The sequence below is a fragment of the Verrucomicrobiia bacterium genome (genome assembly GCA_019634625.1).
GTDB lineage: Bacteria > Verrucomicrobiota > Verrucomicrobiia > Limisphaerales > CAIMTB01 > CAIMTB01.
On sequence record JAHCBA010000022.1, the window covers coordinates 1 to 21,444 of the forward strand.

14 protein-coding genes and 1 CRISPR repeat array are annotated in these 21,444 nt (G+C 64.0%); all 14 genes read right to left on the reverse strand.

Annotation, left to right across the window (positions count from 1 at the left end; all coding sequences use genetic code 11):
• The first annotated feature begins 19 nt into the window (after positions 1 to 19).
• Positions 20 to 5,533: direct repeats of the CRISPR family, unit length 37 nt; unit sequence GTCACCAATGCCTTTCGGCGGTTTGTCCGTGAGGGAC.
• A gap of 236 nt (positions 5,534 to 5,769) precedes the next feature.
• Positions 5,770 to 6,045, reverse strand: a complete 276-nt coding sequence (gene cas2, locus KF833_13850; protein ID MBX3746385.1) for a CRISPR-associated endonuclease Cas2 — start codon at positions 6,043 to 6,045, stop codon at positions 5,770 to 5,772.
• A gap of 72 nt (positions 6,046 to 6,117) precedes the next feature.
• Positions 6,118 to 7,209 carry a CRISPR-associated endonuclease Cas1 gene (gene cas1 / locus KF833_13855; protein MBX3746386.1) on the reverse strand — a complete coding sequence of 364 codons (1,092 nt, stop codon included), beginning with the start codon at positions 7,207 to 7,209 and terminating at the stop codon, positions 6,118 to 6,120.
• Positions 7,210 to 7,223: 14 nt separating this feature from the next.
• Positions 7,224 to 8,054, reverse strand: a complete 831-nt coding sequence (locus KF833_13860) for an HNH endonuclease (GenBank protein MBX3746387.1) — start codon at positions 8,052 to 8,054, stop codon at positions 7,224 to 7,226.
• 86 nt (positions 8,055 to 8,140) lie between these two features.
• Complete coding sequence (locus tag KF833_13865; protein ID MBX3746388.1) at positions 8,141 to 9,358, reverse strand: DUF1887 family protein; 1,218 nt, start codon at positions 9,356 to 9,358, stop codon at positions 8,141 to 8,143.
• 403 nt (positions 9,359 to 9,761) lie between these two features.
• The gene (locus tag KF833_13870) at positions 9,762 to 10,565 is read right to left on the reverse strand and encodes a four helix bundle suffix domain-containing protein (GenBank protein ID MBX3746389.1); all 804 of its coding nucleotides are present in this window, start codon (positions 10,563 to 10,565) and stop codon (positions 9,762 to 9,764) included.
• A complete protein-coding gene (locus KF833_13875; GenBank protein MBX3746390.1) occupies positions 10,562 to 10,900 on the reverse strand; it encodes a Smr/MutS family protein in 339 nt (112 codons plus the stop codon). Before KF833_13875 ends, KF833_13870 begins: the two co-directional genes overlap by 4 nt.
• A 72-nt stretch (positions 10,901 to 10,972) precedes the next feature.
• Positions 10,973 to 12,214, reverse strand: coding sequence for a DUF1887 family protein (locus tag KF833_13880; GenBank protein MBX3746391.1), 1,242 nt, complete (start codon positions 12,212 to 12,214; stop codon positions 10,973 to 10,975).
• A gap of 109 nt (positions 12,215 to 12,323) precedes the next feature.
• Positions 12,324 to 13,121 (reverse strand): type III-B CRISPR module RAMP protein Cmr1, encoded by a 798-nt coding sequence (gene cmr1, locus KF833_13885; protein ID MBX3746392.1) that lies wholly within the window; start codon positions 13,119 to 13,121, stop codon positions 12,324 to 12,326.
• Between the two features lie 3 nt (positions 13,122 to 13,124).
• The gene (gene cmr6 / locus KF833_13890; protein MBX3746393.1) at positions 13,125 to 14,456 is read right to left on the reverse strand and encodes a type III-B CRISPR module RAMP protein Cmr6; all 1,332 of its coding nucleotides are present in this window, start codon (positions 14,454 to 14,456) and stop codon (positions 13,125 to 13,127) included.
• Entirely contained in the window at positions 14,446 to 14,850 is a 405-nt protein-coding gene (locus KF833_13895; GenBank protein ID MBX3746394.1) for a hypothetical protein, read from the reverse strand. The genes cmr6 and KF833_13895 overlap by 11 nt, the downstream gene beginning before the upstream one ends.
• 14 nt (positions 14,851 to 14,864) lie before the next feature.
• Entirely contained in the window at positions 14,865 to 15,734 is an 870-nt protein-coding gene (cmr4, locus tag KF833_13900; protein MBX3746395.1) for a type III-B CRISPR module RAMP protein Cmr4, read from the reverse strand.
• A 51-nt stretch (positions 15,735 to 15,785) separates the two neighbouring features.
• Positions 15,786 to 17,264, reverse strand: a complete 1,479-nt coding sequence (locus tag KF833_13905; protein MBX3746396.1) for a hypothetical protein — start codon at positions 17,262 to 17,264, stop codon at positions 15,786 to 15,788.
• A gap of 22 nt (positions 17,265 to 17,286) precedes the next feature.
• A complete protein-coding gene (gene cas10 / locus KF833_13910) occupies positions 17,287 to 20,088 on the reverse strand; it encodes a type III-B CRISPR-associated protein Cas10/Cmr2 (protein MBX3746397.1) in 2,802 nt (933 codons plus the stop codon).
• Between the two features lie 11 nt (positions 20,089 to 20,099).
• A complete protein-coding gene (locus KF833_13915; protein MBX3746398.1) occupies positions 20,100 to 21,338 on the reverse strand; it encodes a TIGR02584 family CRISPR-associated protein in 1,239 nt (412 codons plus the stop codon).
• Between the last annotated feature and the right edge of the window lie 106 nt (positions 21,339 to 21,444).

Genomic DNA, 21,444 nt, shown 5'->3' on the forward strand with positions numbered 1-21,444 from the left:
CGACCATGGTGATGATCGTGTCACCAATGCCTTTCGGCGGTTTGTCCGTGAGGGACGATGCGGAGATGGCTGGACACACCATCGACTGGGAGGTCACCAATGCCTTTCGGCGGTTTGTCCGTGAGGGACGGGTGGCCTTCGAACTCGGCCTCAACCGGGCCGAACTGGTCACCAATGCCTTTCGGCGGTTTGTCCGTGAGGGACGTTGAGGCCGAGTTCGAAGGCCACCCAGTCCTCAGGGGTCACCAATGCCTTTCGGCGGTTTGTCCGTGAGGGACCGCAGGGTTTAGGCCGACCGCGTAGGCTCCGGCCGACCGTCACCAATGCCTTTCGGCGGTTTGTCCGTGAGGGACTCTCCGGAGTCAGCAAAAGGGAGATAAGCAGGCGGATGTCACCAATGCCTTTCGGCGGTTTGTCCGTGAGGGACGGTATGACCCGAGACGAGTTTGTTGGGCTGGCCAACGTCACCAATGCCTTTCGGCGGTTTGTCCGTGAGGGACGTCACGCTCCAGTGGGACCCGCATGAGGAGCCTGGTCACCAATGCCTTTCGGCGGTTTGTCCGTGAGGGACGACGTGGACGTGCTGGTGGAGGTGCAGATCGCCGGCCGTCACCAATGCCTTTCGGCGGTTTGTCCGTGAGGGACCGGCAGCAGCGTCCAGACGTACTTCTGGGCCGTCGCCCGGTCACCAATGCCTTTCGGCGGTTTGTCCGTGAGGGACGGTACCGGGTCGGTAGATCCACCGCTGCCAGCAGATCGTCACCAATGCCTTTCGGCGGTTTGTCCGTGAGGGACACAGTGGAGTAATTATGAATGCTCCATCGCTAACAACAGGTCACCAATGCCTTTCGGCGGTTTGTCCGTGAGGGACCCCCTTTAGCTTCTGTGTAGCTACAGAAGCTAAAGGGGTGTCACCAATGCCTTTCGGCGGTTTGTCCGTGAGGGACGTAGGTTCGGCCGCCAACGGTCCGTTGGGCCGTTTCGAGTCACCAATGCCTTTCGGCGGTTTGTCCGTGAGGGACCGGCGGAACTCGCTCGGCGAGCTTGTGAGCTTACCGATCGTCACCAATGCCTTTCGGCGGTTTGTCCGTGAGGGACAGAAGTCCCCTGCTAAGGGGAACAACGCGGCAGTGGGTCACCAATGCCTTTCGGCGGTTTGTCCGTGAGGGACCTCCCATTTCATTCTCCTAAGTCATCCTACTGACCCTAGTGTCACCAATGCCTTTCGGCGGTTTGTCCGTGAGGGACACGCAATCAAATGAAGAAACCGAAGAAGTCCCCTGCTAGTCACCAATGCCTTTCGGCGGTTTGTCCGTGAGGGACGTGGGGACGCGGGCCCACGGCGCATATGCGCCGGGCCCTGTCACCAATGCCTTTCGGCGGTTTGTCCGTGAGGGACTGGCCACAATATGTCGGTTCAACCGACAACGGTCCGTTGTCACCAATGCCTTTCGGCGGTTTGTCCGTGAGGGACTCCACCGCGAGAGACTGTGTGTGGGGACGCGGGCCCACGGTCACCAATGCCTTTCGGCGGTTTGTCCGTGAGGGACGTGTGGTAGCCGCCAGCCCCTCCAATCCCGGGAGACCGTCACCAATGCCTTTCGGCGGTTTGTCCGTGAGGGACACAACCACCACCAGAAATGGTGAACGTCAGCCTCCGCCGTCACCAATGCCTTTCGGCGGTTTGTCCGTGAGGGACTCAAACGGTCTCTGAAGGTGTGCCATCGGTGGAGGTCGGCCGTCACCAATGCCTTTCGGCGGTTTGTCCGTGAGGGACCCAGGTCCAGCGCATGCGGCAGTGGGTGAGGAGGATGACGTCACCAATGCCTTTCGGCGGTTTGTCCGTGAGGGACCTCGGACACCACAAGGAAGGTCACCCCCTCGTTGCTGGCGTCACCAATGCCTTTCGGCGGTTTGTCCGTGAGGGACCAACCCTTGGAACCAAGGGTTGCGTCTGCTTCGTCGGGTCACCAATGCCTTTCGGCGGTTTGTCCGTGAGGGACTTCCGCCACGCAATCGTGGCTCACCGCCGAATCCACCTGTCACCAATGCCTTTCGGCGGTTTGTCCGTGAGGGACGCGAAGAAGAAGAAGAAAGCGCAGTCCCCCTCGGCCTTGTCACCAATGCCTTTCGGCGGTTTGTCCGTGAGGGACACCGGGGAAGGCTATCGGGGCTTATGTCGCACGACGCGACGTCACCAATGCCTTTCGGCGGTTTGTCCGTGAGGGACGAGGACTGCTATGGGTAAGGTGCCGGTCGGGGGACAACAGTCACCAATGCCTTTCGGCGGTTTGTCCGTGAGGGACTCCCGGCGCCCCGACAGGGGCGCGGTGGTTCGTAACCCGTCACCAATGCCTTTCGGCGGTTTGTCCGTGAGGGACGTGTGGCGAGTGCGGCAAACGCCCGGCGGGAACCGGAGTGTCACCAATGCCTTTCGGCGGTTTGTCCGTGAGGGACAGGAACGGCAAGCGGACGGGACGGTGCGGAAAACTTGTCACCAATGCCTTTCGGCGGTTTGTCCGTGAGGGACAGTTTGTCCCGGGTTGGGGAACGGTGGAGTAGTTATGGCGTCACCAATGCCTTTCGGCGGTTTGTCCGTGAGGGACATCACGCCGGTTTACGCGTTCACGAAGCGCGAAAGCGTGTCACCAATGCCTTTCGGCGGTTTGTCCGTGAGGGACGTCCGTTGGGCCGTTTCGAGCCGCAGGCCCATCCGGACAGTCACCAATGCCTTTCGGCGGTTTGTCCGTGAGGGACACCCCTTTAGCTTCTGTAGCTACAGGAGCTAAAGGGGAGTCACCAATGCCTTTCGGCGGTTTGTCCGTGAGGGACTGGTCGCCTTGGTGTTGGGCTACGCCGGGGGAAGCCCGTCACCAATGCCTTTCGGCGGTTTGTCCGTGAGGGACGTTGCCGGTCGGGGGGACAACAGGGGTGACCCGACCGGGTCACCAATGCCTTTCGGCGGTTTGTCCGTGAGGGACCGCACGACGCGACGGTTCAGTTAGCGTCCTCCCGTTGGAGGGTCACCAATGCCTTTCGGCGGTTTGTCCGTGAGGGACCAGGGAGGAGATTCGGCGGTTGCTGACCTTTGACACAGTCACCAATGCCTTTCGGCGGTTTGTCCGTGAGGGACGTTGTCACGTTCGTCCTGCCCTCCGGGCAGGACGTTGGTCACCAATGCCTTTCGGCGGTTTGTCCGTGAGGGACCGGAACAACTGTCACAAGGGGTTATAGAACCAACCCCTGTCACCAATGCCTTTCGGCGGTTTGTCCGTGAGGGACATTACTGGGGGGACGACGGTGTTTCCCCTTTAGCTTGTCACCAATGCCTTTCGGCGGTTTGTCCGTGAGGGACCCCTGTCCATCCTCCTGATGGTCCTCCAATGACCACGCGTCACCAATGCCTTTCGGCGGTTTGTCCGTGAGGGACACGCCAGGTGGCCGCGTTGGTCAACTGCGGCCTGCCCGTCACCAATGCCTTTCGGCGGTTTGTCCGTGAGGGACCGGCGGTCGGACATCACCGCCCCGGTGGACTGGTCCCGTGTCACCAATGCCTTTCGGCGGTTTGTCCGTGAGGGACCCGGCTGCGTAGCCGGCATGGTGTTTGGCCACGTCCCACCTGTCACCAATGCCTTTCGGCGGTTTGTCCGTGAGGGACTTCCTAACGTCATCATTACTACTGGGGCGGTGTTTCCCGTCACCAATGCCTTTCGGCGGTTTGTCCGTGAGGGACGTCATCCCGCAATCCCGGACGCATCCGGGACGCAATCAGTCACCAATGCCTTTCGGCGGTTTGTCCGTGAGGGACGGGTGGCATAATGTCATCCCGCAATCCCGGACGCATCCGTCACCAATGCCTTTCGGCGGTTTGTCCGTGAGGGACATCCGGCAACGCCGGAGCAACTGGCTCAGGGGGTTATAGAGTCACCAATGCCTTTCGGCGGTTTGTCCGTGAGGGACAATGGTTCAATCTCACTCAACATCCGGCAACGCCGGAGGTCACCAATGCCTTTCGGCGGTTTGTCCGTGAGGGACCCGATTTGAGGGTGACGTGGTCAAGTCGATTCCCCAGGTCACCAATGCCTTTCGGCGGTTTGTCCGTGAGGGACAGGGTGAAGCGGTGGACACCCTTCCCTCGATGCCCACGGGTCACCAATGCCTTTCGGCGGTTTGTCCGTGAGGGACCCCGCCGGGGCTGACCCGGCGGCATACGGCTTCCGTCACCAATGCCTTTCGGCGGTTTGTCCGTGAGGGACGCGGAACCGGAGTACGGGTTGCCAGACGACTTCCTAACGTCACCAATGCCTTTCGGCGGTTTGTCCGTGAGGGACATCACGCCGGTTTATTCCTTCACTAAGCGCGAAAGCGGTCACCAATGCCTTTCGGCGGTTTGTCCGTGAGGGACCACTTACTCCGCCTCCCCCGGTGAAGGTGGAGGCAAAGTAGTCACCAATGCCTTTCGGCGGTTTGTCCGTGAGGGACGAGCGCGGTGGTGCGTAACCCTTGGTTCCAAGGGTTGCGGTCACCAATGCCTTTCGGCGGTTTGTCCGTGAGGGACATTTCATTCTCCTAAGTCATCCCTCGCGGACCCTAGTGTCACCAATGCCTTTCGGCGGTTTGTCCGTGAGGGACCACGGACCTTCGTGTGCCGTGGAGTTCGAGGGTTCCTGTCACCAATGCCTTTCGGCGGTTTGTCCGTGAGGGACACTTACTGCCGACGGTAAAGTGGTGCCAGCGTTTTCCCGTCACCAATGCCTTTCGGCGGTTTGTCCGTGAGGGACTGCCGGTCGGGGGGACAACAGGGGTGACCCGACCGGAAGTCACCAATGCCTTTCGGCGGTTTGTCCGTGAGGGACCCATTGAGGCTGGCAAGGCGGTTGGCGCCTATGTGTCGCGTCACCAATGCCTTTCGGCGGTTTGTCCGTGAGGGACTTGCGTATGCTTCGTCGGCAGACTTACTGCCGACGGTAGTCACCAATGCCTTTCGGCGGTTTGTCCGTGAGGGACCCAGTAGGAGCTAGTATGCTCCTACTGGTTATCGGTCGTCACCAATGCCTTTCGGCGGTTTGTCCGTGAGGGACACTATCGGTCTGGTCTTTACCGTCATCCTAGCGGTGACGGTCACCAATGCCTTTCGGCGGTTTGTCCGTGAGGGACCCCATTTCATTTTCCTAAGTCACTCCCTTCGGGGAGTGTCACCAATGCCTTTCGGCGGTTTGTCCGTGAGGGACGACGCGGTGGACACCCTTCCCTCCGTCCCGATGGGGACGTCACCAATGCCTTTCGGCGGTTTGTCCGTGAGGGACGATGTGGCGAGTGCGGCAAACGCCCGGCGGGGCCGGAGTGTCACCAATGCCTTTCGGCGGTTTGTCCGTGAGGGACACGTCGCCTACCTGCGCGACGGCCACCCCGCAACGCCTCCGTCACCAATGCCTTTCGGCGGTTTGTCCGTGAGGGACCCTCTGCGGGGTCTGGAGGTACCGGCGGGAGGTCGCGGTCACCAATGCCTTTCGGCGGTTTGTCCGTGAGGGACTGCGGTGTTGTAACCGATTGAGGGCGTGGGGTGCAATGGGCGGTGAGGTGGCGAGGGGGTGGTGGAGGGTCGGTGAAGGGGGGCGGAGGGGAGCGCAGGAGGATGGCGATGTTGGGTAACAGGTTGGTTGGGAAAGGGTTGCGCGTGAGGTTGCGAGGTCCGGGAAAATGGCGGTTCCGGGGTCGCGACCTGGAGGCATGGGTGAGGGTTCACGGGGGGAGGGGGCCGGGGCGGGTTCAGACGAGGTAGCAGACGACTTTTTCGGAGCAGACCATGGTTCCGGCGGTGAGGGTTTCGCGGGCACAGCGGGCGTCGATCTTGTAGGCGACGACACGGTCCTCCTCCTCATCGATCTCGTCGAGGAGGGAGATCCAGAAGTCGGCGAATTCGTCCTCGTCGAGGTGACATTCAAAGATGGAGTACTGGACGCGGACGCCGTAGTCCTCGCAGACGCGGGCGGCACGGGCGAGGCGTTTGGGGCTGGAGATGTCGTAGGCGACGACGGTGAGCATGTGTCCCTGGCCTGGGGCGGAGGATTGGTAGGGGACGGCGGGGAAGGCTTGGAACCACCAGTCGTTCACGGGTCAGTTGATGAGGAAGGGTTCGAAGCGGGCGGGGTCCTGGAGGGCGGCCTTGAAGAGGACACCCTGGTGTTCGACCTGCTGACGGAGGGTGGTGCGATGGCCGACGGCTTCGCTCATGAACTGACGTTCCATGCGGCGTTCGTACTGGAGGAAGAAGCGTTTGCGTCCTTCGGGGTTGAGGAAGACGCCGCCGTCGCGGGATTCGAAGTGGTCGGGTTTGAGGATCTGGTGGCTGAAGAGGTCGAGGGTGAGGGCTTCGACGAGGGCGGGTCGGAAGGGTTCGATGAGGTCGAGGGCGAGGCTCCAGCGTCCGTCCTCGGTGGCATGGAGGAGACCGAGGGCGGGGTCGAGTCCGGTGGCGTGAAGGAAGGCGACGGATTCGTGGTAGAGGACGGTGGCGGCGAAGCTGATGCAGGCGTTGACGGGGTTGAGGGGAGGGCGGGTGGACCGGCGTTCGAAGGGGAAGGCGTCGGGGAGGAAGCGGGCCCAGGCCTGGAAGTAGCGGGCGGTGGAGGCGCCTTCGTGGCCGCGGAGTTCGTCGAGGGAGGTGGCGCGGGAGGCGTTGTGGAAGACCTGGTCGAGCCAGACGAGGTCGGCTTCGGTGGGGGGGAGGGGAGCCGGGGACCGGGGTAAGGAGGAAGGGGCAGGGGTGGAGGGATTGGGGTTGGGGTTGGGGGAATCGGCGGTATGGCGGTCGCGTCCGGCCTGGAGGCGCTGGAGGACCCGGCGTTGGTTGTAGATTTTGGCGGTGACGAGGCGGGTGGCGAGCTGGAGGGCGAAGGCGGGGTCGCGGGTGCGTTCGTACTGGCGGAGGCGGGCGAGGCCGTGGCTGTTCTGAGCGGGGAGGAAGGCGCCAAGGAACTGGCCGTTCCAGGCCATGAGGTTGACGGGGATGGAGGCGCGGAGGAGGGCGGCGAGGGCCTGGGAGGAGATCTGGACGGATTCCTCGAGGATGAGGCGGTCGAGATCGCGGATGGGGATTTCGCGGAGGAGGGATTCCGGGGCGTCGTCGTCGGGGCAGCCGCGGACTTCGAGGCGTTCGCGGGTGAGGGAGATGCGGCAGCGGGGCTGGTTGATGCAGGCGGTGGGCATGGGGGCGGGGGGGATCAGGGTTTGGGGAGGTAGTGGATGATCTGGGTGCCCTTGGTGTCGTGGCAGGGGGCGCAGAGGGGTTGGAGGTTGTCGAGGCGGGTGAGTCCTCCGAGGCTGACGGGGATGGCATGATCGATTTCGAGCGGGGTGTCGCCATCGGCACCGCAGCAGGCGCAGCGATGGTGATAGAGGGCGAGGACCTGGTTGCGGAGGCGGAGGGAGATGCCGCGGGAGAGTTCGCGGGCGTGGGGGTGGGGGGCGGCGTTGCGGGGGCGGGCGGGGGTGCGTCCGGCAATGACGGCGGCGCGTTCCTCGGGGGTCCAGTCGGCGTCGAAGGCGTCGAGGATGGGGCTGAGGATGGGATGGACGGCGGAGATGAGGCGGACGTAGCGGGGAGCGAGGTAGTCGGGGAGGGTGTCGAGGGGGTGGGGGAAGTTGAAGCGATGGATGAGGGCAAGGGAGTTGGGGGTGCGGTACCAGGTGAAGCCGTCGGGGCAGACCTTGGGGAGGGCGGTATCGAGGCGGGCGACGATGGCGTCGGGGTTTTGATAGACGCGGTTGGGGTTGAGATAGAACTGGAGGTACCAGTCGGTGCCGCCGCTGTAGGCGTGGTCGGGGTCGAAGACGTGTTCGTACTGGAGGTAGTAGGGTTCGATGACGGAGCTTTTCTGGTGGCGGTCGCGGAGGGCGGAGAGGATGACGGAGTTGCGGGATCCGTGGCGTCGGGGTTTGCGGGCGGGTTTGAGGCGGGCGGCGATGTCGGGGGGCAGATCGGCGAGGACGCGCCGGAAGGTGTCGCGCAGGACGGGGAGGAGGGTGTCTGGGGAGATGACGGTGTTGTTCACGGCGTCATGAAACCACGGGAGCGGGCGGTGGGGCGACGGATGGGACGTTCCGGGACGTTCGGGGGGGGAGCGAGTCAGGGCGACTTTCAGGGTTGGCTGAGCCGGCGTGCGATCTCGGTGCCGACGAGCACCTCCACATTGAGGAGGCGACCCCATTTTTCGAATTGTTCGGGCTGGTTGTTACCGGCCTCCAGCACGGCAAGGGTTGCTTTGGCGTGGGAACCGCCGAGATCGCGGCGGCGCTGCGAAAGGGCGGTCAGGTGTTCGAGGGCCTGCTTGGGGCTTGTCTTGCAGGAGATGATGCGAAGGGCGGCATGGGCGGTGTCCACACAGACCAGATCGGTTTCGCCGAAACTGGCCTCGGCCGAACCGCTTGGCTCGACGCTCCAGTGGGGATCGAGGAATCGGGGGTGGGCACGTTGAAGGAGGTCCAGGGTGTAGAGTTCGAGCCAGGAACCACCGAGCAGGTTGGCGACGCGCTGAACATCCCCGCGCGTGGGCTGGCACCCGGGCAGAAACTCCCCCTGGTGATTGCGTTGGAGCAGGCCTGCCGACTCGGCGGCCTTGAGGAAGGCGAGGACGGGTTCCGAAGGGGGGGTGGGGAGCGGGGACTCCAGCAGGGATTGAAGGGCGCTCCGCTTCGATGGCACGCTCCCATTTTCGGAGCGGAAGTGTGCTCGAAGCGACTCACCGTACGTTTTTCCGGATGCGGGCAGTTTATCGCGGAATGCGGAGCGGTGGTGGATATGGAGTTCAAAGGCGATCCGACCGAATTCGGTGAGTGCTGCGGAGGCGGTCTGGAATTTCCAATGGCTGATGGGTATGCCATGCGCCGCCATGACGGTCTCGACGTTCAAGGTCGTCGCGACGTCGTCGAAGGCAGGGAGGCTGGGCAGAGGCTGGCGGTCATTCATCGAGGTGAAACGCCTCTGATGAGTGTCGCAGTACAGCACGGGCCGCCCTTCGGACTGTGCTGCAAGGAACGCCCCGATTGCCATGGGCTTGGTGCCTCCGGTGAGATTCACCACGGCCTGCGGCCAGGGTGCCAGGGCTTCACCGACAGCGCGACGGGAGCTGTCAACGCCGGGTGTTGCCTCGCCGATGTCCCAGTCGCGGAATTCGGGGTTGAGGTCATGGAACCCTGGTTGTTTGCGCATCGCGATGACGGCGGCCTTGAGGTCCTCCGCGGCCTGGCGAAACCGCTCGTCGCTGCTGCGAACCTGGATGACGAGGGACGGTCGCATGGCAAGCAAGGGAAGGAGGTTCTGCATGGTTTGCTGGCTGACCAGGTGCAGAAGGGTCATGGGAGGGGAGGTTCCGGGCTTGAGTCGCGATCGGTCAAGGAGCCACCTGCCAGGGGCGGTGAACGCCGTGCATTCCGGAGTTGTGGGGAGAGCTGCGAACTTCGCCAGGCATCGCTTCGGAGGGCCGAGTTCCACGAGGCCGCAACGGTGTGGAGCGTTGGGTTGAGGACTCGCGGAGCTCGTCCCTCCGATTCGCTGCCTCCTCACCCACAACTTCGGGATGCACCGTGGTGAACGGGGAAAGTCCAGCGGTCGGGAATGTGTGCGGGGGGCCTTGGCGGTGGGATGATCTGCGACCCCTGTCGGGGTCGCACCGGGGATGACGCGGCACCGGGGGTCGGACCGGGCTGAACCGGTCCGACCCCCGGCTAATGTCTGGAAACCCTGCGGGTTTCGCCGGAGCTCATGCGGGGAGGGTGTGTTTGCAGTCGGGGTAGCTGGGGCAGCCCCAGAACGGGTTTCCGGCATGGGGGCCGGAGCGGGCGGTGCGGAGGACCATGGGTTGATGGCAGCGCGGGCAGGTGGGGGAGGGAGGGGACGGATGGGGCGGATCGGACGGATGGCTGCCGGGATGACGGCGGCGCTGGCGTTCGGCGAGGCGGGCGGTGGCGAGTTGTTCGCGGTAGCCGCCGTCCTCGATGAAGGCGCGTTCGAGGGCGGAGAGTTGCCGGTCGAGCAGGTAGTTGGCCTGGTGGATCAGGCAGATGATCGCGTTGGCGCGGACGACCGGGTCGGCATGGTCGAGCCAGGGGGCGTAGAGGGTCCAGCGTTGGGAGTCGGTCTGGGGGGGCGGATGGGACGGATCGGACGGATCGGACGGATTGCCCCGCCTGGCGATGGCTCGGACGGCCTGGGCTTCGGGGGAGTTGGGAGGCCAGAGGGGCAGGTGGCGGTGGCGGAGGTAATCCTCGAAGTCGAGCAGGAGTTCTTCGAGGCTGGCGCGGGCGACGTTGAGAAGGCGCAGTTCGGTCTGGGTGGAGGTGGCGGCGGCGCGGCTGCCTTCGGCGATGTTCTGGCGGCCGCTGCGGGCGGCCTGAACCATCTGGTCCACGGTGCGGGAGCGCGAATCGAGGAACTTTTCGCAGAACCACCAGGTGGCGTCGTAGATGAGGGTGGTGGTCTGGAAACTGGCGGTGCCCCGGTAGCCGCCGGCGGGACGGAGGCGCTGGCGGGATGGGGGGGTGGATTCCGAGGGGGCGGGGTTCATGTCAATTCCACGATGGCAATGCCGGGGTTGGCGCGGTTCCAGTCGGGGTCGGTGCGGATCGAGGGGTGGCGCTGGAGGAGTTCGCGGCCTTCGAGGGTGTCGGAGGAGAAGCGTTCGCCGGGGAGGACGAGGAGGGCGCGTCCTTCCTTGACGCGGAGGCGGAGGGAGCGGCGGATGGCGGGGGCGAGTTTGCCGCCTTCGCCGGAGGAGCCCCATCCGTGGATGACCTTGAGGAGGCGGGTGCGGGATTGGCGGGCGGCATCGATCTCGGCGAGGAGCCGACGGCGGGCCTGATCGACGGTGGGAAGGCCGGCCTTGAGGTTGATGCTGCGCATGCCCTTCTCGTCCCGCGTTCGCGGGCGGGCGTCGAGGAAGTTTTCCCGGGTACCGGGCGGGGAGGCGCGGACTCAGGCGAATGGGTCGGGCTGCTGGAGATCGAGAGGGAAGAGAAGGCGGACGCCGAGGGCTTCGGCGCGGGTCTGGAGGTTCTTCAGGTGGGGATCCTTGGGCGGATGGCATACGGCGAGGAAGCGCCGGTTGAAGGTGCCGCCCAGGGTCCGGGCCCGGGCGGTGATTTCTTCAAGGAGGGGCAGGAGGCGGCTCTTGTGCCCGCCGCGTTTGCAGGCGATGCAGGTGACCTGGACACCGTCGAGGGCGACGATGTCCTCCTCGAGATCGGCCCCGCCCTTTTCGCCGACCTGGACGGACCAGCGGAGGTCGCGGAAACGTCCGGAGGCGTGGGCGCGGGAGGCGAGGATAATCTCCCACCAGCCGCCGGTGAGCCTCGAGATCGATTGCTGGAGGGGGGCGATCGCTTCGAACAGGCGGGAGCGGAAGTTGGGCAGGCGGCGATGGCCGGCGGCGGCCAGGGCTTCGAGTTCGGTGCGGGAGGCCGAAGGGAGGCGCGCGGTGCCGTTGACGTGCCCAGGTTCCAGGATGCCGGAGTCGAGGGCGAGGCGTTGGACCGTACTGGGGAGGGTGAAATCAAGATCGAGGCATTGCAGCCAGTCGCCGGGCGTGCGGGGTTCGCGTCCATGGGGAAAAAGTCCATTGGGTCCATGGAGAGCCAGGTGGGTGGCCTGCTCGTCGGCTGGGTTCGCGAGGAGGTGTTCGGCGAGGGGCAGGTGGGGACGCCAGTCGCGGCCACCCGTCACCCGGTCACACCCATTGGCGCAGGCGATGGCGTGAACGGTCAGGGTGCGAAGGATGGGGGTGAAGCTGAGGTCCCCGTCGAAGACTTCGTCGAGACCGGGTCCGGTGCGGCCATCCATGAAGGTGGCGTCCTGGGTATCGACGTAGAGGGAGGGGATTTGGTCCTTGAGGGCGGCGGCGTAGGCTCCGATGGACATGAGCTTGGTGCCGCCGGTGAAGTTGACGAAGGGGCGGCGCCCGGCGGCGGTTTCCTCGGCGATCACGGACCGCACCGCGTCGTGGGTCTCCTTGATGGAGGGCATGGCGGCGAGGGGAAGGGTCTCGAGGTCCACCGGGCAGTTGGACCGGCGGGCGGCCTCGGCAATGCGGGCGGAGCGGTCCCGGGTCTTCGGGGTGGCGAGGTGGACGAGGCGGACGGGCCGGAGACGAAGGACCGGCAGGAGGTTCTGCATGGTCTGCTCGGAGACGAGCTGGATGAGGGTGAGGGGGGTGGGCATGGGCGCGATGTGGCGTGATGATTGAACGGGGCGGGGTTGGGACGATATGGGGTTCCCGGTGGAGGAGTTGCAATGGGTCGAGACCCATTGCCCACGCGGATGCCGAGGTTTAGATCAGGTTCCAGGTCTCGGGGTTGGATCTGTGGCCATGGAGACACTTCCTTGCCTCCTCAAGAACACGGTGGTCTGGCGCGAAGGCCAGCAGGCGCAACCCCATCTCAAAGCGGACAACCTTGAACTTCAGGGCAGACGCGACCCGATTCCGTCCCCTGGCGCAACCGAACACCCAATCAGGTCCGTTGACCGTGTCGGTGGCCGCCGCTCGCAGTTCCTCGATGTTCGACCCAACCCTCTCGCCAACGAGCATCACAGGCCAACGGCATCCGAGTTGATCGAGGCGGGAACGAAGCGCCGCCGGAGTCTTTGGAGCCGTGTCGTCCGCGGGCCAGACGTTACCGCCGGAACGATTGGCCCGGAGGCCCAGCGCCCCGAGAAGCAGCCACACTTCGAGGGCCGACTCCGCTCTTGCGAGAAGTTCGGCCGGAAGCGGCTCGAAGCGGTCCTGTACGTGGAGATCAAACTGGATCCCGGGTCGGAAAGCCGCTTGAGGGCTTGCCCGCCCGCCGCTCTTGTGGGGGAGGGTTGGCAATTTGGCTGAGGGATAAGCCAACTGATCACTGCGAATCCGAAAGACCAGTCGGGAGGCCATTACGTCGGGGCAAGCAGGTCCTCCGAATCCCTTCATTCCGCCAAAGAGTTGCTTCTCCTCGTGCGGTTTGCCGCCCAACCAGCGGAACCACCAACGAACCATGCCCCGGACGGACGGAACGCGGATCTCAGGTGAGTCCTGGTACGCGCCGCGATTGAACAGCGGGGTTAGAACCTCGATTCGGCGATGCCAGTTCATGCTTCAGGTCAGTGTAAAGCCAAGCCGTGCCAGGATATTCCTGCCGGCGTCGCCAAATTTGCCGCTGGTGAAAGCCTGCCAGTAGGGATGATTCCTGCGATTCCTGCGCCGCTCGTTCTCGGGAACCACGGCTTCAAAGGCACGTCTCAACTCGGCATCGTCGGAAATCGCAGCCAATTCGGGCAACGCAACCGGGAAGTTGTCCTTGGTGTTCAACCTGGAACGCCACTTCAGGATGAAGGCATCCGCTGGAGACAGGTCCGACTTGGTCGAGGTCGGCGGAGCGGACACAAGGGCCTTGGTCTGTCTGGCGCACGGTTCGAACCAGCCATAGCCGGCGGCGGTTTTTGCTCCCAGGCCCTTCTGAGACAGGGCGGAGTCGATCCACCTTCTGGCCTGGTCGAGAATGTCGCCCGTGTTGAGTCCGATGCCGGCCGGGACGGATCGATTGATCAGCACGGCGAAGCCAAAGGTTCCACCTTCCTTGACCGCGGGGAAGTAGTTTGGGACTGGAGACTCGTTGTCATCAGCCCTGGAGCGCCTGCCTCCGTAATACTCCGGATAGTGCGGATTGACCATATCAAGGACGATTTCCGGACAATTGGTGGGATAGGCTGGAAGGAAGGAGGCGCAGCCCTTCAAGTCGCCGTTCCCGAACTCCATGGCGACCGCGGCAGCATCTCCGGGGCCGCCCGCCCAAGCGAAGTCGCCCTTGGGTTTGATGTCATTGGCGGAGAAGCCGAACAGCAGCAACGCAACCTTCAGCAAGCGGGTTCGGTCCTCCGGATTCGCGTTTCGTATCTCCCAAAGAGCCTGAGAGCGGGTGATCCCCTTCACAGCGGACCCTGGAATAAGCGGAAGGCCGAAGCAACGGTCGAGGGAGATGCCGGCGTTTTCAACCACACCCCCGGCCAGATTCAATATGAGTCGGGAAGCGAGGGTGGCCTCGAACGTAATGACGTTGTCACCGTATGTTGTGCGGAGGTCTGCAAGGAAGCGAGCGGCATTCTGATTGACGGCGCGAATGAGCTCGGAGTCAGCCCTGGCGATCCTGCCCATATTCGAAGCGACATCAGCATCCCGCTGCTTACGGTCACGGACAGAAGGCGTGACGGATTCCCCCCGTGACTCACGGTCGAGGCGGGAGGCGTCCTTCTGCAACAGATCACCCCCACGCCTGACGATACGCAGGAGGCTCCAGCGGCCGGCTTCATTCAGCTTCTCATCCGGCTTGCCAACCCATTTCTTGGGCAGGGCGAACTTCTCGTAGAGCAGGGAGCGGTTGTCGACCTGATCCGCCCAATCGCCGACCAGTTCAGCGACATCAGGACTCATTGGAATCATGGTGAATCTCCTCGTTGGCGGGTTTCTTCACGAAGCGCCGGGCGTAGCATAGCCAGGCAAGGGCCTCGGACGTGGCATCCTTGAGTTTCAAGCTGTCGCCCTCCCTGGAGAGGTATTCAAGCAGGTGCTCCAGCGTTTTCTTATCGGACGGCAGGACAGCAATGTCCGCATGGGATAAATGGATGGCAATGTGGTCGAAGCAGACATACCAACCCTCGCCCTCACCTTTGGAGTAGGCGAAGGCTCCAGCGGCAAGAAGCCCATTGGACATGACAAGTGCCGGGAGCTTCTTGACAACCTCCCCGCCGTTGGTGCCGCGTGTTTTCTGGGCGGCGTTGGCATAGATGAGGGCGTTGGTCGCCCGAACCTGTTCGAGATTCTTCATAAAGCAGGACCTTATCAAGCGAGCCTTACGGAGCAGAAGCCAAGACCCGTTGTGCCATCGCCTCCGAACTGAAGGACCGGCTTGGATTCGAGAAGCCGGGTCAGATCAGACATTTCGCCTTTGGCGCGAGCAAGGGGTGTGATTGGGAGAAAGAAGAGTGTTTCTGCCGGGACGGCTTCGTTATTGAATAGAAAACCGCCCTGGGCGGTGCCGGTCCTAGGATCAATCTTGACGTGCTGGCTGACTTCGCAGGCATTCCGAACGAAGTGGGCGAAGTCCCCCTCATTCAGGAGAACGAGGCGTCCCTTGGCCAGGGCCCAGACGGGATCATCCATCAGGGACAGGAGCAGATCCTGCCATTCGTTTGGGAATTTGCCAGACGGGTCCGGGGGTCGATTGAAGCGGTATTCCTCGAGAATGACACCTGTCCTGGAGTCCCGCTTGATGGTCACGGAATCTCCCGCGAGGCACTGCATTTCGGCAGGTTCGATGGGAGGGAGTGTGGGCACCACAGGCCGCTTGTCTGGTTCTTGAGTCGGGACGTGTGATAATTCGCGACGAAGGCGTTCGAGGGCCAATGGACAGGTAATGAACGCGAAGGAGCCCTTTGCGGAACGTACCGGGAAGGCGATGATCTTGGCCTCACCGAAGGTGATGCGCCCGGCTTCGTCCTGTTCACCAAAGATGGCTTTTTCCCTATCTGCGAACCTGGGGTCCTGCCTGCATACATCACGAAGGACACCCTTGATGCTGGTGCCTGGGATGACGGGAAACCCCGTATGCCGTTCGCGGATGATGGGTTGGTCGATGGCGCCGACGCTGGCGCCGGCGCCGACGTGGAGCGGGGTTCGGGTGAAGATGTAGAGGATGCGTTTGTCGGTCATGGTGAGTTTGTAATGGGTGGTTGGGGAAATGGTGTGAATTTGGACGTCCGGTTACGTCCCGAGGAACTTCCAGGTGCCGCAGACGCCGAGGCCGAAGCCCTTTTCACCCATCAGCGTGCTGCGGCGGTTGCACAGGGTGGTGAAGGAGGTGTCGGATCCGTGCCAGTTGAGTGCGGCGGCGAGGTTGTCGGCGTCGGCTTCGGTGTCGGCCTCGAAGTAGAACACGGCACCGGCGGGAACGGCGAGGTGGGTGGATTTGGCGCCGCCTTCGAAGCAATTGGCCGCATTGGGAAGGGCCCAGCCCGTGACCGGAAGCGGTTTGGGCACGATGGCGGCGACCAGGCGGGCGGAAAGAGGCGCCTCCCTCTCGGCGACGCGTCGGATTCTGGTTCCGGTGTAGTCGCGATGGCGGCGACCGGAGCGGAGCTTGAGGAGGACCTGGCCGTTGCGCTCGTTCGGGCGCGATTGGCGGGCTTCGGTGTCCCAATCGACGAATATCCAGTTGGGCAACCAGCCGCCGGGATGGGGATGGATGGTTTCGCCGCTCCTGGAGGTGGCGCCGACAATCTCGGGCCAGATGGCGGGCGTGAGCAGGATCCATTTCACGAGCCAGCACTTCGAGTCCGCCGAATGCGCCGTGTTGAATTCGGACCGCATGCCCTTCGGCAATGGGAGCGGGTCGGTCACATCGGTGCGGGACGCCGTGCAGATGCGCTGCTGACCACCCACGACGATCTGGCGAGGGGATCCGTTGAGCAGTTCCTGGATGAGGTCGCGGGGCTGGTCCTGGGAGCCGTTGGACTTGTCGATGGCCTGGGCGAAGAGGCCCATGCGGCACTCTTCGCGGAGACGGAGATAGTGAGCGGAGTAGATCTGACCTTCGGCAGCACCCCGGCCGGTGGTGCCGGAAGCGGGATCGATCCCGATGCCGATGCGGTGCTCGGTATCGGCGAGGTCGGTGTCACGGAGGAAGAAATGCGGTTCCGGGCCGGACTGTTCGCGGAGGTAGGCCTCGAAGGCGGCTGTGGAGATCCACGCTTCGGCTCCGGTGCTCTTGGTTGGCGGTTGAGTATTGGCCACGCCGTACCGCAGGGGCCGGGGGAGACTGGAGCTTTGCCAGGCTGCGTCGCGATCCATTCCCGGGAGGGAGGACACCGGGAGGTGGGTGACGGCGACGCTGTTGGCGAGTTGAGAGTCCTTCGGACGGGGAAAGTACCAGGTATGGATGGCGTTGCGGGGAGGTTTGGAGGCTGCGGCCGGTTCGGCGATTCTCACGGGAAAGGGGCCGGCTGTAAGGAGGGAGCCGAACTGGCGGTCACGCTGGTCCAGGTACTCACCGGAGCGCCCCTGGCGATGGCGATGCGTTCCTACGAGTTCCGCGCGGTGCAGTGCGGCGTGGAGGGCATGGTTGGGGATGTCGGGGAGCGGCCAGGCGGCGGAATGGCCGGCGAGGGAGCCTGACATGGGGCGTCCGTCGCGGAAGAACAGGACGTCCGTGGGCTGCAGGAGGATCTGGTGGAGGTTGTTCATGGGGAGAGAAGTCCTTGGGGGATCAGTCCTGGGAGGTTCGGTGAGCGAAGGCGGCCGTCTGGCAGAGACCGATGAGGGCATCGATCCTGGCGGCTGCGTCGGGCAGCAAGGGCGAATTGAGATAGCCGAGGATCCTGTTCCGGATCTCCTCGGCTTCTTCTGGAGAATACTTCGTTCCGCGCTGGCGATCGATGGCGGTGTCGATGTCGTGTCGAAGGATCTGGCCGACGAGAGGTTCGAAGCTGTCCGTCGGCCGCGTGCGACCCAGCGACTTATTGCGGTCAGTCCGATAGCCCTCGACCAGGGCGACGATACGATGGGGGAACTTCGCGCTGACTACTTCGTCATTCATTCCGTTGATGACCGCGGCCAGTGCGTCGAGCCCTGTGCTCTCCCACTTGCAGCCCCATTGGATCGTCTCGCCGGAACGTTTCATGAGCGTGACCGCAACGGCACTGCGGTCGAGTTCCCGCTTTTCTTTTGCACGCTTCTCGGCGCGTTGGGCCTCGCGCACGACGTCCTGGAGGGGGGATTTGAAGTGGGCGATGGCGACACCGACCGAGCAGTCGGCTTCTGGACCGGGGACGAGGAAGGGAATCGGGTGAGTGCGCCCATCGTGAAGGGTCATCGAGGTCAGGAAGCCCGGGACTGGGCTGGAGAACAGCGGTCTCCCGTCCGCATCCAGGACTTGGTTTCCCTGAAAGGCCATCCGCAGGGCTTGGGCACACGGCAGGGCGGTGTCGGCGGGCAACATGGCCACCACGTCGTCGCCTCCGGCGTAGATGAGGCGCCCGTCGAAGGCCTCCACAATTGGGCGGGCGCAGTACAGGGCGAAATTGCTGAGGCATTCGCTGAATTGGAGATGATAACTGGGGGAAACCAGGCGGCGGGTGTCTAGCAGTCTGGCGAAGCGATCCTGGAGCATGCCCTGGCCGTCGGGGTTGCTGTTGCGAGTGAAGTACTCGATGGCTGCGGTGTCTTGATCGCCGTAGGTGGCTAAGACAGATCGATAAGCGGGTGTCTTCTCGCCCGAAACCCACTTGCCAATCTGGTCGCCGTCGAGTGCGAGCACGGCGAAGTACCTGCCGGAGCCTTCCTTGTTCGAGTCGGATTCACCTTGGTCTTCGGCTGCGTCGGTGAACGACTCATGGTCCGCCAGCATGCGCGTGTCGGGCATGGGGAACCGGTCGCGCCTTGTCTGCAGTTTCCACTTGTCCGCGAGCCATGACGTGTGCCAGACGCGCTTGACCAACGTGATGGCGCCGACGGGATCGTCGTGCTTGAAGAGATTGGGCCAGTCTCCTGGCAGTTCCTCTACACTTTTGGAAAACCCTGTGCCTCCGAACAGCATTTCCTCCTTCCCGGTCAGGCCATCCTTGGTTTGGGCGACGCCGGATTCGTTCCATCCCCCGGATTTCCAGGCGGTGAAATCCCGGGTTTGGCGGACGGCATCGAGGCACCAGCCGTTGACGGCCGTGAGGAGGGCCCAGGCGAGGCCGGTATTGGCGAGTTCATCCTTCGGGCCGGCGTCGCCACCGATGTAGAAGCGACCGTCGCGGTGGTCCATGGGCATGTCTTGCCTGGCCGCGCTGACCACGGCATCGAAGCGTTCGAGGAGGGTCTTCTCCCCGTTCGCGTGCGTTGCCGCGGGAAGCTGTGCCGCGAGGGCGCGGGCGCCGGACAGCGACTCGGGCCAGGGAAGGGCTTGCCAGGCGATGCTCAGGAAGCGCTGGGTATGGTCATCGAACCTTTTCCTGGCGTCGATGCGGGCCAGACCCGGGGGAAGGAAGTTCAGGAGGGCTGACGGCTCGACCTTGCTCCATACGGACTGGCAGATGGCATGCCATTCGTCCCGGATGGTGCGGTCCACGAGATGGCCCAGCTCGTTGGCGCGGTCGGCCGGAACGACAGCGAGGAAGACATTGGGAAGATTGGGGGTGAGGAGGTCGAGGTCCGGATTGTCGATGTGGGAGCCTTGTTTGGAGCGCTTGGCGCGCTCGGAGGCGTCACAACGCAGGGACTCCCATACAGAGGCACTCCCGATGTGGACCTTGCTCCACAGGTCGCCTCGCCAATGAAGGTCGAAGAGCGGCTGATTCCTGAGGTTCGGAAAAACCACCGCATCCGGCCCGACTTCGGCTGAGAGGGCCTTCAATCCGGCGGCCATGAGCCATGAGAGGAGGTAACTGCCGCTCCAGAGATCGCGGGTACTGCGGGCGGCGGCGATGAACTCTTGAACGGGGCCGAGTTGGAACTTGAGGAAGGCGGGTTGCCAGCGCTTATCAGCGCCAATGCAGCCGGAGAGAGCCGACACCACCTGCATGTGGGTCCAGATGGTGTGGTCGGGGATGCGGGTATCCGCCGGAAGAAACCCGAGTCTGTAGTCGTGTTCCATGGCGCGCTGGGGCCAGAGACGCCAGTGGGCAAAGAAGCGGGCACGCCATCGTTCATCGTCGTCTTTCAATGAGGAGAGCGACTCGGCTGTGAGCACTGGTTGGACACTGTTCTCGCCGTCCAGCGCCTCCTCGACGGCCTTGAACTCGGCATGGAAGGGAAGTCTCGCGCCGGACAGCGGATGCAGGAACGTATTTCGGATGCCATCGAAGGCGCACTGAAGGCCGGCTGCCTGGGACTTGGGGAACGGAAAGCGATCGGCCGCGGCAGCGGTGTGATCGGCATGGGCGAGGTATTCCCCAATCTCTGTGTCGGTGAACCCGGCCTGCCTGAAGGCGGCCTTGGACCGTTCCCGGTGCGTGGCGATGTCCAGGCACTTGCTGGGTGGATCGTGGAGGTAGGCGGCGAGCTTCTCTTGCCAGTAGTTCATGGGTGGGGATGTCAGAGGATGCAGATGAGGGCGGGTTCGATTTCCAGGGAAAAGCGTCCCTTTTGGGGAAGGGCGGGGGCAAGGAGATAGGCGTTTCCACCGGCCGATTGGAGCTTCCGGCGTATGGAGGAGACCGCTCGACGGATCTTCTGATCGGTGTCGAAAGCCTCGTTGACAGCGGTGCTATGGCGCCAGTCGGAGAAGTCGTTCAAGGGTGCGGTTTGGGCGAGGTCGCGACGGAAATCGTCCACCGCCCGGACGGCATCCGCGAAGGAGTCCAGGGTGGGTTCGCCCTGATTGCGGCGGGTGGCCAGACACAAGAGGAGCAGATGCTCCTGGGGGGCGAGTTCCACGCGCGTGCCCTGAATGTCTATGAGGCGGCGTTCACGGTAGATGGTAAGGCCAACATTCTGTCCGGCGGCCTTTCTGACCTCCTCCCGGCAGTTGTCGATGAGGCGGGAGAAGGTGCCGGCGTTGCGGCCGAGTTCGCGGGTGAAGAGGTTGCGGAGGGGGACGAAGGGGACGTCGGCGAGTTCGATGACGGCGGTGGCGGGGTCGAGGGGCCGGTTGTCGCGCGATGAGAGGGGGCCGCCGGGTTGGGCGGGGAAGAAGAAGTCGGGGGTGGTTTCGAAGGGTTCGTTGACGAGGACGTGGGTGAGGCGGTCGGTTTCGCGTCCGGCAAGGGTGAGGCAGGCGTAGAGGAGGGCGCCCATGGTTTTGCGTCCGCCGGCGACGGAGGCGATGAGATGGATGTCGGCGTTTTCGACGAACTGGCGGACCTGTCCGAGGAGGAAGTCGGCGGCGGCTTCGTTGTCGGAGGGGGTGCGGATGTCGGCGAGTTCGCGGGAGCAACCGGTGGCGGGATCGACGGCGGTGATGACGCGGATGTCGTCGGAGGTGGTGCCGAAGCGGAGGCGGCCTTCGACGGGATGGCCGGCGTCGGCGAGGGCGTCTCGCAGGGTCAGCCAGGGGGTCTGGCCCTTGAAGCGGGGGGAGGGCCCGAAGAGGTCGCGTTCGATGCGGGTGCGGCCGAGGGCGGTGGTGACCACGACGATCCGGGCGGGAATCACGGGTTCGGGTTGGTGGGCGAGGGCCCAGACGGTTTCGGTGAGGACGGCGGGGGACATGCCGGTGACCGCCAGGAGGACGGTGTCGGGGGCGATGATGGAGGTGCCCGGGGCGGAGGGGGCGGTTCCGGTGGCGGTGGCGGTCGGGGAGTCGGCGGAGTGGGTGGCGTCGGGAGGTGTCATGGAGTTCGAGTCGTTGACGGGATCAGCATGGCGGGGGTGCCGGGGTGGGAGCCACGGATGGAACGTCCGGCGACGTCGCGGAGGCGGGAGGCAGGGTGTGGGCGGA

Bases quoted from the DNA above. Each gene is read 5' to 3' on its own strand.
- cmr6 (MBX3746393.1), bottom strand. From the start codon at position 14,456: ATGAGTCCTGATGTCGCTGAACTGGTCGGCGATTGGGCGGATCAGGTC.
- KF833_13880 (MBX3746391.1), bottom strand. From the start codon at position 12,214: ATGCCCACCCCCCTCACCCTCATCCAGCTCGTCTCCGAGCAGACCATG.
- cas2 (MBX3746385.1), bottom strand. From the start codon at position 6,045: ATGCTCACCGTCGTCGCCTACGACATCTCCAGCCCCAAACGCCTCGCC.
- cas10 (MBX3746397.1), bottom strand. From the start codon at position 20,088: ATGAACTACTGGCAAGAGAAGCTCGCCGCCTACCTCCACGATCCACCC.
- KF833_13875 (MBX3746390.1), bottom strand. From the start codon at position 10,900: ATGCGCAGCATCAACCTCAAGGCCGGCCTTCCCACCGTCGATCAGGCC.
- KF833_13905 (MBX3746396.1), bottom strand. From the start codon at position 17,264: ATGAACAACCTCCACCAGATCCTCCTGCAGCCCACGGACGTCCTGTTC.
- cmr1 (MBX3746392.1), bottom strand. From the start codon at position 13,121: ATGAACTGGCATCGCCGAATCGAGGTTCTAACCCCGCTGTTCAATCGC.
- KF833_13865 (MBX3746388.1), bottom strand. From the start codon at position 9,358: ATGACCCTTCTGCACCTGGTCAGCCAGCAAACCATGCAGAACCTCCTT.
- KF833_13895 (MBX3746394.1), bottom strand. From the start codon at position 14,850: ATGAAGAATCTCGAACAGGTTCGGGCGACCAACGCCCTCATCTATGCC.
- cas1 (MBX3746386.1), bottom strand. From the start codon at position 7,209: ATGCCCACCGCCTGCATCAACCAGCCCCGCTGCCGCATCTCCCTCACC.
- KF833_13870 (MBX3746389.1), bottom strand. From the start codon at position 10,565: ATGAACCCCGCCCCCTCGGAATCCACCCCCCCATCCCGCCAGCGCCTC.
- cmr4 (MBX3746395.1), bottom strand. From the start codon at position 15,734: ATGACCGACAAACGCATCCTCTACATCTTCACCCGAACCCCGCTCCAC.
- KF833_13915 (MBX3746398.1), bottom strand. From the start codon at position 21,338: ATGACACCTCCCGACGCCACCCACTCCGCCGACTCCCCGACCGCCACC.